Genomic DNA, 14,675 nt, shown 5'->3' with positions numbered 1-14,675 from the left:
GCGCAAATGCGGGCGGACGCACCGCAAGGTCCGCCGCAACGGTGAGGGTTCAGCCGGTGCGCTGGCGCGGGTCCTTCGCCACAGGGTCCGCCAGCTACGGGGTTGCGAATGCCTGGACGTGTGGGTCATGGGGCGGCGACCCTTCGGAGGGGAGGAAGCGAGGCAGTGATGCGCGCGAGTACGCCGTCCCAGCTGAAACGCGTCACGGCGTCATCGCGGGCGGAACGGCCGAGCCCTTCCCGCAGGAGGGGGTCCTCGCCGAGCCGGGTGAGGGCCTGTGCAATGGCGGCCGGCTCTCCGGGCTGCACCAGGATCCCGGTCCGTCCGTCGTCGAGGATGTACGGGATCTGGCCCACGGAGCTCGCGATGATCGGCATCGCGGCCGCCATGTATTCGTAAACCTTCAGCGGCGAGAAGTAGTCGTCCTGGCCGGCGACGTCCGGAGGGTACGGGGCGGCCGCGGCGTCGGCGGCGTTGAGGAGTCCGGGCACGGCGTCGGGCGTCACCGCCCCGGTGAATTCCGCCTCCACGCCGAGTGCGGCGGCGAGCCGTTCGAGGTCCACGCGGACGGGGCCGTCGCCAATCACCAGCACCCGCCAGCGGCGGCTGGCATCGGTCGTCTGCGCGTTGGCCAGTGCCACGCCGTGCAGCAGGCCCGGCACCCCGTGCCACGGCTTGAGCGTGCCGACGAAGGCCACAGTGAGGTGGTCCGGGCTGCGCCTGCCTGCCATCCGCGGGGTGATCCGGCCGACGTTGACGCCGTTGGGCACCAGCACCGTCCGGGCCGCCGGCACCCGGTCCCGCACCCAGCGGATCACCGGCTCCGAGACGCAGGCGACGACGTCGGCAGTGCCGGCGTTGCGCCGCAGCACGGTCTCAGCCTTCTTGATGTCCACGAGCTGGCGGTACCGCTGTTGCTCCTCGATCAGCGGGGCGTTGACCTCGAGGACGGACGGAATATCCAGCACGGGCGCGAGCACGGACAGCGCCGGGCTGAACAGCGAATAGCGTTCGTAGACCAGGCCGCAACCCCGGTGGAGCACCTCATCGACGAGGGCCAGCGCGGCTTCCTGGACGGCCTGTTCGCGGGCGGCACCGGCGGGGGCAGGCTCCGGCCTGACCTCGATGACGTCGAGATCGGCCAGATCGGCGGGCCGGTCGGTTCCGCGCCGGGCGCAGTAGACCGTGACGTCAGCCCCGGACCCGCGCCAGGCCCGGACGATTTCCTGGACATGGACCGAGGAGCCCTTGGTGCCAAAGATGGGCACTCCAGGGTCGGCGCAAACGTAGGCCACGCGTGTCATGCGACTTGCCTCTCCGGGATAGAGAGTGAGCGGAGGAGCTCCACCTGGCGGCGGACGTCGTACTCCGCCTCGATCAGGGCGCGGGCGTTACGGGCCAGGGACACCCGGTCGGTGGCGGGGGAGACGAGCGTCTCGACAGCCCGGGCGAGCGCATGGGAGTTGCCCGGGCGGACCAGGACACCGGTGGAGCCGTTACGGACGGCTTCCGGAATCCCGGTGACTGACGTGCTGACGCAGGGGACGCCGGTGGCCATGGCCTCCAGGAGGACGGTGGGCATGCCGTCAGCGTTCCCGTCGGCACCCACCACACAGGGAGCGACGAAGACATCGGCGGAGTCGAGGAGCTCGTGGATCTGGTCCTGGGTCTGGGGGCCGATCAGGTGCACGTGGTCCTCGAGACCGAGCTGCCCGATGCCCGCCTCCAGGTCCTCGGCCAGGATGCCGGTTCCCGCAATGCGAAGGTCCAGCTTGACACCCCATTCCAGGAGTTCTGCGGCCGCCGGCAGCAGATACTGGAAGCCCTTCTTCTCCACCAGGCGCCCCACGGCGGCCATCCGCAGCGGGGTTTCCAGCGGGCGCGGGTCCCGGTACGGGAAGCGCTCCAGCTCCAGACCGTTGCGCACCAGATGCAGCCGGGACGTGGAGGCCGGGAAGCGGCGGCGCAGGTAGCGCAGGTTGTAGCTGCTGATAGTCACGGCGTGGTGGGCCTGGTCGAGCTTCAGCTGGAGGTCCTCGTCGCGGACCGACTCGTGGAAAATGTCCACGGCGTGGGCGGTAAAGGAGAACGGGATGCCGGTGATGGCCGAGGTCAGCCGCGCCACGGTGGTGGCGCCGGAGGCGAAGTGCACGTGCATGTGGCGGATGTTCCGGCCCTGCAGGGCGGTGGCCAGGTTGATGGCCTGGACGGCGTCGTCCGCAGTGGCGGCGGCGAGTTCCGCCAGGTTCCGGCCCAGGGCGGCCGTGAGCCCGGCCGCCCCGGCCTGCTGGAGGCTCTCCCACAACGCCACGGTCTTGATGGGCCGGTCGATGTAGGTGACCGGGGCCTGGACCCGGGCCAGCTCCGGGTGGAACCGCGGGTCGGTGGTGGGCCGGAGGGAGAAGATCTCGATCCGGTCCCCGGCGGCTTCGCGGGCCAGGATCTCCGAAACGATGAACGTCTCGGAGAAGCGCGGATACATCTTGAGGACGTAGGCGGTCCCCGGCTCAGACGGCAACACGGGCGGCACTTCCCTTCGCTGCTGCGGGAACGTCCACGATGCTTGCTTCTTCTTCGTCTGCCGCCACTCCGGTGACGACGGCGCTCTGCAGCAACGCGGCGGCCAGCTGCGGAACCCGGATCAGCCCGTCCAGGACCGCGCGCCGCCTGTCCACAGTGCTGCCGAGCCGCGTGGCCAGCCAGTCGGCCAGGATTTCCGGAGTCAGTGTGCCGATCTCGTGCTGTTCCAGGTAGCCGGCATCGGCGAGGCACGTGGCCCGGATGCGCTGCTCGGCCCGCGACTCGGTGCGCGGAACAATGAGGGCCGGGACGTTGGTGCTCATGATCTCGCAGACCGTGTTGTATCCGCCCATCGCGACCACTGCTGCGGCGTGCCGGAGGTGGAAAACGATGTCGTCCAGGGCAGGGACCACCCGGACCCCGGGGCGGGCGTTGCGTTCGAGGTCCTGGATCTGCTCGGCGGGCATCTGCGGACCGGCCACAACCAGGTGGCCCAGCCCGGCCGGGACCTGCGCCGCCACTGCTAACCTCGCCAAGGCGTGGCCGTCCGAACCGCCGCCCACTGTGGTCATCACGTAGGGGCCGTCCATGCAGCTCGTGCCCGAGATCGAGGGACGCCCGGCGGCGAGGTAGCCGGTGTACCGGATGAGCTTGCGCAGCGAGAACGGGATCTCGCCGGACGCCACGGGGTCGTGGATGGCAGGGTCGCCGTAGACCCAGATCGCGTCAAACAGATTCCTGACCACCCGGGCGCCGCCGAAGCGGGCCCATTCGGTGAAAGCGGCGTCCGGGGCGTCGAGAACTTCACGCAGGCCCAGCACCACACGCACGGCAGTGTCGGCGCGGGCGTGCCGCAGGGCGCTCTCCAGTTCCCGGTGCACCCCGGTGGCGTGGCGGTCCACGATCACCAGGTCCGGGCGGAAGCCGGCCAGCACCCCCTGCAGCAAACGGGACCGCAGGGACACCAGCTCGTCCATGGGCAGGCTGAGGTTTCGCGGCAGGTAGCCCTGGGGGCTTTTCCCGACGCCGGGCAGCAGCACCCAGTCCCAACCCTCCGGGGCCGGGAATCCAGGGGCGTGCGAGGTGCCGGTGATCAGGATCCCGGTGACCGGGCGGCCGGTCAGTCCCGGGAGCTGATTGGCAAGCGCGTGGGCCAGCACCAGATTGCGGCGCACATGGCCCAGGCCCACTGAATCGTGTGAATACAGCACTATCCGCAGCGGCTCCACGGCCATCCTCCCGACCTGTACTGCTACCAGCCTGCGACGGCAGAGTGAAGAACGGATGAGGGGGAGATTAATGATTCTTCATGAACCGGAACCGGGGGTTTTCAGAGCCGCGCGCCGGCCGGCTGCAGCGGGACCCGGATCATGAAGCGGGATCCATCACCATATTCAGATTCCACGCTGGCGGTTCCACCGTGCGCTTCGGCGATGGCGGTGACGATTGCCAGACCGAGGCCGGAGCCTTCCTGCCCGCGGCCGGGGTGGGCGCGGCCGAACCGCTGGAAGATCCGGTACTGGTCTTCCGTGGCGATGCCGGTCCCGGTGTCCCGCACCCACAGCAGCAGGGTGTCCGGTCCTGGCAGCGGCGAGCCGTCCGGTGCCGTCGAGCTCTCCACCCGGCTGCCGAGGGCGATTGTGGAGGACGGCCCGGTGTATTTGACCGCGTTGGCTGCCAGCTGGGCGAGGGCCTGGGTGAGCCGCTGCGGGTCCGCTTCCAGCACGGCATCGGCTGTTTCGTCGAGCTGCCAGCGGCGCTCAGCCAGGACATGGACCTTGTCCATCACCTGGGAGAGGAATTCGGGGATCCGGACGGATTCCTTCCGGAGGAAATCAGGGTGGCCGGCGTTGGCGAGCACCAGCAGGTCCTCCACGAGGCGCTGCATGCGCTCCACTTCCTCGAGCAACATGTCCCGCGTGGCCGTCACGTCCGCGGGGTCGTCCACGGATACGAGTTCCAGGTGTCCGCGGAGAATCGTCAGCGGCGTCCGCAGCTCATGGCCGGCGTCGTCGAGGAACTTCTGCTGCTCCTGGGCGCCCTCATCGAGCCGCTCCAGCATCGTGTTGAAGGTCTTCGTGAGCAGAGTGACGTCGTCTGCGCCGTTGCGGACCTCCACCCGCTGCGTCAGGTCTTCCGGGGTGACCCCCTCGGTTGCTTCGCGCAGCCGGCGCAGGGGGTTCAGCAGCCGGCCGGCCACCATGCTTCCGAGCAGGGCGGCAGCGACCAGCGTACTGACGGCCACGAGGGAATAGGTCTGGATTGAGGTCACCAGGTGTTCCCGGATGTCCTCGGTTTCCCGACCGACCAGCAGATACGTCACCGGACCTGGCGGACCCTTGACCGGGACGACGACGGCCCGGAAAGGCTGCCCGTTGGCGGTGAGATCGCCGAAGGCCGTGCCGGAAGCGTTGGTCAGTGCTGCGGCTGCGGGGTACATGTCCTTGTCGAGGAGGTTTTGGTCGGGGCTGCCGTCCACCGTCCATTCGACTTTCCCGCCCGTGATGCCGGCCATGAGTTCGTTGCTGCGCGGCTCGATGTCCTCGGCGGCCTCGTGGAGACCATGCTCGAGGGCCTCCCGGTCCGCCCGCTGATCGCTTGGCACCAGTTTGACCACGGCGCGGGCCTTGTCCAGGAGGGCCTGGTCCACGCGGGCGTCGGAGTCCTGGAACTGGACCACGAAGGTGATGATGCCCGCGACCACCAGCCCCATGAACATCATGAGCAGCATGGCGGCCACCACGCGGAACCGCACGGAATGGGCCCTGGCGCTCCAGCCGGGCCGCTCCGGGTCACCTCCGGCAAGCGGAACCGGCGGTGTGGCGCGCGCGGCCCGTGCGCTTTCACGAAGCCGGCTGATGGTGGCGGTCACGGTTGCTCCTTGCTAGCCCAGACGGTATCCGGCGCCGCGGGTGGTGACGATGTGGTCTGCGCCGAGCTTGCGGCGCAACTGTCGTACGTACACATCCACCACGTTGGATGTGCCGTCAAAGTCGTAGCCCCACACGCGGCTGAGGAGTTGTTGACGGCTCAGGACCTGCCCCGGGTGGAGCAGGAACATCTCGACGAGCGCGAACTCGCGGGCCGAGAGCTCCACGGTCTTGTCTCCTATGCTCACGGTGCGGGTGTGAAGGTTCAGTTCCATCGCGCCGTAGCGCAGCACGTTACCCGCCGGCGGATCGCCGTTCTCCCCGGGTCTCAGACGTGCCCTGATGCGGGCCACCAGCTCCTCGAAGCGGAACGGCTTGACCATATAGTCGTCCGCACCGCCCTCCAGCGCCGCCACGGTGTCCGCGGACGAGCCCCGCGCCGTCAGGAAAATGACCGGGATGTGCACATGCGCTGAGCGCAGCACGGACAGGACGGCAAATCCGTCCAGCCGGGGGAGCCCGACGTCGAGGAGCAGGAGATCGAACTCACCGCTGGAGGCGTAATCCACGGCCTTGACGCCATCGGCCACGACTGTGGGATCGTAGCCCTCCGCCCGCAGTCCCTTCTCGATAAACCGGGAGATGCGCTCTTCGTCTTCAGCAATGAGTATGCGGATCACAGTGACCCCTAGAAAAGTCCGGTGCCGAGGAACCGTCCAGTCGGGCGCGCAGCGGCGCTCGTGGCACGGGTTCCGGACTTCAGGTCTACTCCAAAACTGCGGCGTCTCCTGCACGTGGGCTGGGAGGTATTCCGAGGCCCCAGCAGCATCGATGTGCCCGACGACGGGCGTGGTGCGGACGCCGTTGAGCGTCCGTGAGCAAGTTTCCGGCGTCCTCTATTTGCGTGGGATCCGGTAGTTTTTATCCTGCCCCTGCGGCGGGGCTGGCGCTACCTTTCACCGAAACCATTTTGAAATAATCCGGTGGAGACGACTGCGGAGGGCGGCTCTGGGAACGCGCGTCTCCGGGTCGTATTCTGAACTTATCGGTTCAGCCATGAGCCGCCGGGTTCGGACCTTGAGCGTGAAACGTGACCGAAGATATTGCTGCAGCCAGCGGGCCGGAACGTCGGGCCGCCGCCTGGGAAATGCCTTTCGACAGCCGGGACGTCGGCGCCTTCCTGCATGAAGTCGTGGGGGAGTTCGTCGAGGACACCGGCGGTTCGAGCAGGGGCATCAGCTGGGCGCTCACGATTTTCCGGGCCGGCCAGGTGATCACCCTGGCAGCGGGCAGTGCACCGGCGCGCGCGGTGGATGAAGCACAGATTTCCTTCGAAGACAGCCCGTCCCGGACGGCGCTCCGCGACGGAGAGCTGGTGCTTGTGCCGGACATCGGCCTGGAGCGGCGGTGGCCAGGTTACGCCAGCACCGCTGCCGGTCTGGGAGTCTGCTCGCTCATGGCCGTCCCACTGGTGCCCACGGATGTTTTTCATGCCGTCCTCGGCCTGTATGCACCGTGGCCGCATGTGTTCACGAGCGATGACATGACTGCGGCCGTCAGGTTCACGCGTGAGCTTTCCCGTGACCTGCGTCTGGCCCAAGGGCTGGCGCTGGGGGCCCAGAGCGAGGCGGAGCTTTCCTCGGCCCAGCTGTCCCGGACGCTGGCCGGCCTGGTGGTGCGGACGCTTGTGCGGGAACACGGGTTCAGTGTCGAGGCGTCCCTTGACTATCTTCGGCTGGTGGCGGGCAACCTTCCGCGCCCCGAGGACGGCCCGTTGCAGGTCCTTGTTCCGGCAGCCGATCAGGACCTGCGGGGCATCCCGGCCGGCCCCGGCCTGCGGACAGCTCGCTCCGTTGATCCCCATCTTGATTCCCATCCCGCCCGCCGGAAGCGCCGCAGGACGGGGAGTCCGGCGTAGGCAGAATCCAGAAACGGCGGCCCAGAAAAGGCAGCCCGGCAACGCACTCAGGCGGCCAGGCCGCCCTCTTTCCGGGGAACCGTTTTGTGGGGGGCCGCGTTCGGGCGGAGGACCTTTAGGGCGCCGGCCCAGGCGATCAGCTGGTCAAGCAGGGCCTGCAGGTTTGTTTCCGCGGCCTCTGAGGGGATGAACCTGCGGTAGTGCTCGAACTCGGTGGCCAGCGGCAGTGCCACCTGCGCCCGGACGTCGGCCAGCTGCAATTCCCCGGCCACGCACCGCAGGTGTTCCACAGCCCGCGTTCCGCCACTGCTCCCGTAGCTGACGAACCCGGCGGCTTTGTTGTTCCACTCCCTGTACAGGTAATCCAGGGCGTTCTTCAGCGCCGCCGGGATCGAGTGGTTGTATTCGCCCGTGACAAAGATGTAGCCGTCGAAGGCGTCCACTGCGGCGGACCAGGCCTTCGTGTGCTCGTGGCCGTAGCGGCCCAAGGACGGCGGCACCGGCTCGTCAAGCAGCGGAAGCTCGAAATCGGCGACGTCGAGCAGAGTGAAAACGGCGTCGCCGCGCTCCGATGCCCGTGCCAGCACCCAGTCGGCGACGGGCTTCCCGAGCCGCCCCGGCCTGGTGCTCCCTAGGATCACAGCTATACGAATCATGGCGGGCCCCTTTCCGGATCGCTTTTCCCGCTCATTAGTACAACCATCCTGTGGGCATGAATCTTCCGCAGCGTTACGGCGCGAAGATTGCCCCGCTGACGGCGCGGGCCAGGTCATGGACCGCGGTCAGCCGCGCCTCGCTTTCGATCGGGTCCTCACCCCACGTGTAGATCACGAGCGAGTAGGAGCGGCCGCCGGAACTCAGGATGGCGGCGTCGTGCATGTAGCCCTCCACCTCGCCGTACTTGTGCTGCAGCGTCAGCGCCGGATCCACCGCAGCCGGGATGAGGCGCTCGTTGTTGGTCTGCTGCATGTAGCCCAGCAGCTCCGTGGTGTGCTCGGCGTTGAGCAGCGTCCCGGACGAGAGCTGCCGGAGCAGCAGCGCCATCTCCGACGGCGACACGCGGTTCTCTTCGGGGTCGTAGTGGATACCCACCGACGCCGCGTACTCGATCAGCCGGGGGTAGCCGACGTCCTGCATCAGCAGAAGCCAGGAATCGTCGCTGCTGGTGTTGACCATGGCCTGGAGCTGGAACGCGGCGTCGAAGCTGCCCAGCGGCGCGTCGAGGGACTTCTCGCCGGTTTCCATCAGGTGGTAATAGGCGGCCGCGGTGATGAGTTTGGCGGTGCTGGCGGCCACGAAGGGGCTCGCGTCGCCGTACACGGTGGGGTCCCCGCCGTCGTTGTCCACCAGCGCGACGCCGATCCTGTACCCGCTGTTTTCGCTCAGGATCCGCTGGACCTCGGCGTCAAGGGCCGCGGCATTCCACGGGACGTCCGGGGCCGGCCCCTCAGCGCCCGCCGGCGGTTCCTGCTCGAACATGCTCTGCAGGGATGCCAGGAAGTCGGTTTTGGCGTCCGGTCCGGTGCGGACGACGGCGGTCGTGACGGCTGCGATCAGCAGGAGGGCGGCGGTGGCCCACACGAGGAACGGACGGAGGACGCCGCGCGCCGGCTGCGGTCCAGGGGTGTTCATGGCGGGGGATCTTCCGGATAAAGCGGGGGAGGGGGCACTTGAACGGTATGCCGGGGGACCAGGCATGTCCAAACCGTGCCGGGGATCCTCCGAGGCTCTGGGCAAACTCCCAGCAACCGCCTCCAGCCGCCGCCCCCGGGCGGACGTAAACTGGCGTTCGGATCAGTGTGCGGGACACGTGGCTGGGAGTACGGATGCTCTGGAAACTGCTCGTCGAATACCTGCGGCCGCAGCGGCGCCTGCTGCTCGCCGTCGTCGTCTTCCAGCTGGCGGCGTCCATTGCCTCGCTGTACCTGCCCACCCTGAACGCAGACATCATCGATCATGGCGTGGCGACGGGGGACACGGACTACATTCTGCGCATCGGCGGCATGATGCTCATGATCACGCTGCTCCAGATCGCCTGCACCATCGCCGCCGTGTACTTCGGCGCGAAGGCCGCGATGGGCCTGGGCCGGGACGTCCGGGGCGCCATCTTCGGCCGGGTGGCCGAGTTCTCCGAGCAGGAAGTCACCCGCTTCGGCCCGCCCAGCCTCATCACCCGCTCCACCAACGATGTCCAGCAGGTCCAGCAACTGGTCCTGATGTCCGCCACGCTCATGGTGACGGCGCCCATGCTCTGCATCGGCGGGGTGATCATGGCCATGCGGCAGGACCTGGAGCTGTCCTGGCTGATCGCCGTCAGCGTGCCCTTACTCCTGGTCGGGGTGGGGTCGATCATTATCCGGATGGTGCCGCTGTTCCGGCTCATGCAGACCCGGATCGACTCCGTCAACCGGGTGCTGCGCGAACAGCTCACCGGCATCCGCGTGGTGCGGGCCTTCGTCCGGGAGGACGTGGAGACCGCCCGCTTTACCCGCGCCAACGAGGACGTCACGGACACCGCGCTGCGCGCCGGCCGGCTCATGGCGCTCGCGTTCCCCACCGTGATGCTGGTGCTCAACGTCTCCAGCACGGCCGTGATCTGGTTCGGCGCGTTCAGGATTGAGGACGGCTCCATGCAGGTGGGGACCATGATCGCGTTCCTGAGCTACCTCATGCAGATCCTGATGTCCGTCATGATGGCCACGTTCATGGCGATCATGATCCCGCGCGCCGCCGTTTCCGGCGACCGGATCGGCGAGGTGCTCGGGACCGAATCCAGCGTCCGGCCGCCGGTGCACCCGATCACCACCGCTGCGCGGCGGGGCGAACTGGAGATGCACGACGTCGGGTTCGCCTACCCGGGTGCCGAGCAGCCGGTGCTCTCGCACATCAGCTTCACCGCCCGAGCGGGGCAGACGACGGCGATCATTGGGGCCACCGGTTCCGGCAAGACCACCCTGGTGAACCTCATGCCGCGGCTCTTCGACGCGACGTCCGGCTCGGTGCGGATCGACGGCGTGGACGTGCGCGAGCTCCACCCAGACCTGCTGTGGGGGCACATCGGCCTGGTCCCGCAAAAGCCCTACCTGTTCTCCGGCACCGTGCGCAGCAACCTGCTCTACGGCAAACCCGACGCCACCGAGGCCGAGCTCTGGGAGGCCCTCAGCATTGCGCAGGCGCAGGACTTTGTGCAGGAGATGGAGGGCGGGCTGGACGCGCCGATCTCGCAGGGCGGCACCAACGTCTCCGGCGGGCAGCGGCAACGGCTCGCAATCGCCCGGGCGCTCGTGAAACGGCCGGAGCTCTACATCTTTGATGACTCCTTCTCCTCGCTGGACACCGCCACGGACGCCCGGCTGCGGCAGGCGCTCAAGCGCAACACCGCCGGTGCCACCATGGTGATCATCGCCCAGCGCGTTTCCAGCATTGCGGACGCGGACCAGATCCTGGTGCTGGACCGCGGCAGGATCGTCGCGCACGGCACGCACGAGGAACTGCTGGAGACCTCCGAAACCTACCAGGAGATCGTGAACTCCCAGCTCGCGGCGGAGGAGGCAGCATGAGCCGCACGGACAAGGCGCCCACCCCGGCCCCCGCCGCCGGGGCACCCGCGGCAGAGGCCCCGCTGCGGATTCCCCGCCCGGCGGGCGGCCCTGGCCGCGGCGGCCCGTTTGCCGGGATGAACATCCCGGCGGAGAAGGCCATGAACTTCGGACCGTCAGCGAAGCGCTTGCTGGGGGAGCTGCGGCCCGAACGGCTGTGGCTGACGCTGGTCCTGCTGCTCGCCGTCGTGGGCGTGACGTTCTCGGTGATCGGGCCCCGGCTGCTGGGCGAGGGCACCAACCTGATCTTCGCCGGCGTCGTGTCCAAGCAGCTGCCGGCCGGGGTGAGCCAGGCGCAGCTGATCGCCCAGCTGCGCGCCGCCGGGGAGAACCAAAAGGCGGACATGCTCAGCGCCATGACGCTCACTCCCGGCACCGGGATCGACTTCGCCGCACTGGCCTCCCTGCTGCTGTGGGCGCTGGCACTGTACGTGCTGGCCTCGGCGTTCGGCTGGATGCAGGCGTACATCCTCAACGGCGTCGTGCAGCGCACGGTGTTCCGGCTGCGCGAGCGGATCGAGGCCAAGATCAACAAGCTCCCGCTGCGCTACTTCGATTCCGTGCAGCGCGGCGAGCTGCTCAGCCGGGTGACCAACGACGTCGACAACATCTCCCAGAGCCTGCAGCAGTCCATCAGCCAGGCGGTCACGTCGGTGCTGACGGTGGCCGGGGTGCTGGTGATGATGCTCATCCTCTCGCCGACGCTGGCGCTGATTGCGCTTGTGACCATTCCGCTGACGCTCGTGACGACGGCGGTGATCGCCAAGCGCTCACAGAAGCTGTTCGTGGCGCAGTGGAAGCACACCGGCGAGCTCAACGGCCAGATCGAAGAGACCTACACCGGGCACGCACTGGTGAAGGTGTTCGGCCGGCAGCGCGAGGTGGAGGAACGGTTCCGGCAGAAGAACGTGGAGCTGTACCAGGCCAGCTTCGGCGCGCAGTTCATTTCCGGACTGATCATGCCGGCCATGACGTTCATCGGGAACCTGGTCTATGTGGGCATCGCCGTGGTGGGCGGCCTGCAGGTGGCCTCCGGGGCCATGCAGCTCGGCGATGTGCAGGCGTTCATCCAGTACTCCCGGCAGTTCACCCAGCCGTTGGCCCAGCTGGGGTCCATGGCGAACCTGCTGCAGTCCGGTGTGGCCTCGGCCGAGCGGGTGTTCGAGCTGCTGGACACCGAGGAGCAGAGCGCGGATCCTTCTCCTGCCGTGGCGCCGAACGGCGGCCGGGGCAAGCTGGTGTTCGAGGACGTCTCCTTCGCCTACGCACCGGACAAGCCGCTGATCCAGGACCTGAGCCTGGTGGCCGAGCCGGGGCAGACCGTGGCCATTGTGGGCCCGACCGGGGCGGGCAAGACCACCCTGGTGAACCTGATGATGCGCTTCTATGAGCTCGACGCCGGGCGGATCACCCTCGACGGTGTGGATGTCACCGCGATGACGCGCGACGGGCTGCGCTCGCGGATGGGCATGGTGCTGCAGGACACCTGGCTGTTCGGCGGGACCATCCGGGACAACATCGCCTACGGCCGGCCGACGGCTACGGAGGCTGAGATTATGGAGGCGGCGAAGGCGACGTACGTGGACCGGTTCGTCCGGTCCCTGCCGGACGGCTACGACACCGTGCTCGACGACGAGGGCTCCAACGTTTCGGCCGGCGAGATGCAGCTGCTGACGATTGCCCGGGCGTTCCTGGCCCGGCCGTCGGTGCTGATCCTGGACGAGGCGACGTCGTCCGTGGACACGCGCACCGAGGTGCTGGTGCAGAAGGCGATGAGCGCGCTGCGGTCCGACAGGACCAGCTTCGTGATCGCGCACCGGCTCTCCACCATCCGCGACGCCGACCTCATCCTGGTGATGGAGGCCGGCCAGATCGTGGAGCAGGGGACGCACGCTTCATTGTTGGAGGCGGGCGGGGCGTACGCAGCGCTGTACGCGGCGCAGTTCGCTGCTCCCGTGGCGGAGGTTTAATGCCTGCTGGTCCGTGCCGTCGTCCTGGAATTGGATCACGTCAGCTGGACTAGCTCCGGCCACCTCGTGCCGGCATCCGAAGCAACCCGACGGCCGCAGCGTCAGCTCCGGCCGGACCTGCGGCCCAACTCGCTGGGTACTCGGCACAATGGAAGCTCAGCGACTCAGTACTCGCCCTTGATCACGAAGTAGGAGCCGCGGATGACGCCTGCGAGCTTTGATTTCTGGCGGGCGAACTTGAAACGGGTTTCCAGTTCCTGCGGGACATCCATGCCGTCGGCCAGTTTGAACCCGACCGCGCGCTTTCCACCGGCGTCGACGCTGTACATGACGTTGATGGACAGCCCCGACTCGTAGAACACGTAATCCATCCGCAAGCCGTCGACCTCGAAGCTGGTTGCTTCGAGGGGGCGGGAGCCGATGACGAGGTCGCGCTCGTCCTTGAGGATGCGGCTTACCCTGTCAACCACCTCCGGAACCTCGCTTGCAGGGCTCAACGCGAAGGCGTGGCCGTACTTGTTGCTGTAGTAGCGGGCCTCGTTGGCGCGCAGCCCGGCGAGGGCGTCAGCGACCGGCGACGATTCCAGGCCGATAGTGGAAACGTCTTTGAAGTCAACTACGTACGGCAAGTGCCCTCCTGGTTTGATGTGGTGGCTCAACGATAACGTGCCGCCGTGCGTTGGACCCGAAGCCATGGCGGCCGCAGCCGCCGTTTGGGTGCCGCCGTTTGGATGCCGTGGAACCGTAGCCTACGGCTGCGCGGGCAACGGTGGCCTTTTGCCCAGCCGGGGAAAATTTGTCCGCCGTCGTTTCCTAAAAGCATTTGCGGGTAGCCCTTAGGTAAACAAAACAGCTGAGCCTTTTCCGAATTTAAGTCGGGTTGAAGCTTGGCAAGCTAAGGCCTATGCGAAATCCTGCCCGGAAATTAATTCTGAAGGACGCATCAATCTGTGATTGGCTCCAGGTGCCCATACGCCGCCCAGGTACTGGTCTGATGTCCCGGCGGACGGTTGCAGCGCCTGGCCCTTCGCCCCGGGATGTGGGGCTTTTCGGGAACTGGCATAAAAAATATAAGTGTGTATGGTAATTGGTGAACACTAGCACAGAAGGGTGTGATTTCGGTGTCCGGGAAATCGCCTAAGAGCGGCAATGTCAAAAAAGCGGGAAAGACGATTCTTGAAAAGAGAGTCGACAAATGAGCTAAGAACGAAACTAGTGACATTCAGTTCGTGAAACCGCGCAAGAATCAGCGCTGATATGCTGCGGGCGGCCGGATACGAGCCTCCTAGCCCAGTCGGCCGCCCGCACCACATCTGTTGCGATTCAGACCGCCGCGCCCCGGACAGCCACCGGGCCCGACGAGACCCGCACCCTTTTTGTAAGTCACAAGGACAAGTATCTGAACCATGAACACCACCTACGACGCCTTGATCGTCCCGGCCCAGCTCACCCAGCCGGTGTGCATTGAAAGGGTGGACACCTACGTCGATGTCCTGCAGAAGCTGGTTGGAGGGAACGTGGAGTCACTTACCGGCAGGGGCTGGCACGTCTACCTGAACGACCAGGGCGGCCGCCTGCCCCAGAACGATCGCGCCGAAGTGCTCATGCGCGAAGCAGGCACCGATCTTGATGACGCTTTCAACGGGACGGCCGTATTCATGGGCCACGGGCCCCATGGGGAAGAATCAAGCGCCCCCGCGCACCTCATCCGGCTTGCCGAACAGCTATTCGACTCAAGGCTCCGGGCGTGGTTGCCGGACCGGTCGGTCAGGCCTTGAGGGAGGGGCCCGTACCGGCG

At 67.3% G+C, this 14,675-nt stretch carries 12 protein-coding genes; 4 read left to right on the top strand and 8 right to left on the bottom strand.

The window, feature by feature from the left end; genetic code table 11:
* Window positions 1–125: 125 nt before the first annotated feature.
* From ABIB51_RS18855 to ABIB51_RS18835, 5 genes are all read right to left on the bottom strand, one after another.
* Window positions 126–1,304, bottom strand: a complete 1,179-nt coding sequence (locus tag ABIB51_RS18855; RefSeq protein ID WP_354190782.1) for a glycosyltransferase family 4 protein — start codon at window positions 1,302–1,304, stop codon at window positions 126–128.
* Entirely contained in the window at window positions 1,301–2,521 is a 1,221-nt protein-coding gene (locus ABIB51_RS18850) for a glycosyltransferase (RefSeq protein WP_354190780.1), read from the bottom strand. The genes ABIB51_RS18855 and ABIB51_RS18850 overlap by 4 nt, the downstream gene beginning before the upstream one ends.
* The gene (locus ABIB51_RS18845) at window positions 2,508–3,755 is read right to left on the bottom strand and encodes a glycosyltransferase family protein (RefSeq protein WP_354190778.1); all 1,248 of its coding nucleotides are present in this window, start codon (window positions 3,753–3,755) and stop codon (window positions 2,508–2,510) included. The genes ABIB51_RS18850 and ABIB51_RS18845 overlap by 14 nt, the downstream gene beginning before the upstream one ends.
* 95 nt (window positions 3,756–3,850) lie before the next feature.
* The gene (locus ABIB51_RS18840; protein ID WP_354190777.1) at window positions 3,851–5,392 is read right to left on the bottom strand and encodes a sensor histidine kinase; all 1,542 of its coding nucleotides are present in this window, start codon (window positions 5,390–5,392) and stop codon (window positions 3,851–3,853) included.
* Between the two features lie 12 nt (window positions 5,393–5,404).
* Window positions 5,405–6,070 (bottom strand): response regulator transcription factor, encoded by a 666-nt coding sequence (locus ABIB51_RS18835; protein ID WP_354190775.1) that lies wholly within the window; start codon window positions 6,068–6,070, stop codon window positions 5,405–5,407.
* A 410-nt stretch (window positions 6,071–6,480) separates the two neighbouring features.
* Here ABIB51_RS18835 and ABIB51_RS18830 point away from each other — a divergent pair, with 410 nt between their 5' ends.
* Complete coding sequence (locus ABIB51_RS18830; protein ID WP_354190773.1) at window positions 6,481–7,308, top strand: GAF domain-containing protein; 828 nt, start codon at window positions 6,481–6,483, stop codon at window positions 7,306–7,308.
* Window positions 7,309–7,355: 47 nt separating this feature from the next.
* Here the strand turns inward: ABIB51_RS18830 and ABIB51_RS18825 are convergent, their stop codons facing one another.
* Together ABIB51_RS18825 and ABIB51_RS18820 are read right to left on the bottom strand one after the other, a co-directional pair.
* Window positions 7,356–7,964, bottom strand: coding sequence for an NADPH-dependent FMN reductase (locus ABIB51_RS18825; protein ID WP_354190771.1), 609 nt, complete (start codon window positions 7,962–7,964; stop codon window positions 7,356–7,358).
* A gap of 73 nt (window positions 7,965–8,037) precedes the next feature.
* Window positions 8,038–8,940: a serine hydrolase gene (locus ABIB51_RS18820; RefSeq protein WP_354190769.1), complete on the bottom strand. Its 903-nt coding sequence runs from the start codon at window positions 8,938–8,940 to the stop codon at window positions 8,038–8,040.
* A 194-nt stretch (window positions 8,941–9,134) separates the two neighbouring features.
* On the opposite strand from ABIB51_RS18820, the gene ABIB51_RS18815 reads away from it, so the two are divergent.
* Window positions 9,135–10,868 carry an ABC transporter ATP-binding protein gene (locus ABIB51_RS18815; protein WP_354190767.1) on the top strand — a complete coding sequence of 578 codons (1,734 nt, stop codon included), beginning with the start codon at window positions 9,135–9,137 and terminating at the stop codon, window positions 10,866–10,868.
* A complete protein-coding gene (locus ABIB51_RS18810; RefSeq protein WP_354190765.1) occupies window positions 10,865–12,877 on the top strand; it encodes an ABC transporter ATP-binding protein in 2,013 nt (670 codons plus the stop codon). The genes ABIB51_RS18815 and ABIB51_RS18810 overlap by 4 nt, the downstream gene beginning before the upstream one ends.
* Window positions 12,878–13,041: 164 nt before the next feature.
* On the opposite strand, the gene ABIB51_RS18805 is transcribed toward ABIB51_RS18810, so the two are convergent.
* Window positions 13,042–13,506, bottom strand: coding sequence for a DUF8821 family protein (locus ABIB51_RS18805; RefSeq protein ID WP_354190763.1), 465 nt, complete (start codon window positions 13,504–13,506; stop codon window positions 13,042–13,044).
* A gap of 777 nt (window positions 13,507–14,283) precedes the next feature.
* Here ABIB51_RS18805 and ABIB51_RS18800 point away from each other — a divergent pair.
* Window positions 14,284–14,655 (top strand): DUF3846 domain-containing protein, encoded by a 372-nt coding sequence (locus ABIB51_RS18800; RefSeq protein WP_354190761.1) that lies wholly within the window; start codon window positions 14,284–14,286, stop codon window positions 14,653–14,655.
* Window positions 14,656–14,675: the final 20 nt, after the last annotated feature.

Source organism: Arthrobacter sp. UYCu712, assembly GCF_040547005.1.
Lineage (GTDB): Bacteria > Actinomycetota > Actinomycetes > Actinomycetales > Micrococcaceae > Arthrobacter.
The sequence above is the reverse complement of the archived record's forward strand: the minus strand, read 5'-3'. Positions and strand labels throughout refer to the sequence as shown.

Bases quoted from the DNA above. Each gene is read 5' to 3' on its own strand.
- ABIB51_RS18855 (WP_354190782.1), bottom strand. From the start codon at position 1,304: ATGACACGCGTGGCCTACGTTTGCGCCGACCCTGGAGTGCCCATCTTT.
- ABIB51_RS18845 (WP_354190778.1), bottom strand. From the start codon at position 3,755: ATGGCCGTGGAGCCGCTGCGGATAGTGCTGTATTCACACGATTCAGTG.
- ABIB51_RS18825 (WP_354190771.1), bottom strand. From the start codon at position 7,964: ATGATTCGTATAGCTGTGATCCTAGGGAGCACCAGGCCGGGGCGGCTC.
- ABIB51_RS18800 (WP_354190761.1), top strand. From the start codon at position 14,284: ATGAACACCACCTACGACGCCTTGATCGTCCCGGCCCAGCTCACCCAG.
- ABIB51_RS18815 (WP_354190767.1), top strand. From the start codon at position 9,135: ATGCTCTGGAAACTGCTCGTCGAATACCTGCGGCCGCAGCGGCGCCTG.
- ABIB51_RS18810 (WP_354190765.1), top strand. From the start codon at position 10,865: ATGAGCCGCACGGACAAGGCGCCCACCCCGGCCCCCGCCGCCGGGGCA.
- ABIB51_RS18820 (WP_354190769.1), bottom strand. From the start codon at position 8,940: ATGAACACCCCTGGACCGCAGCCGGCGCGCGGCGTCCTCCGTCCGTTC.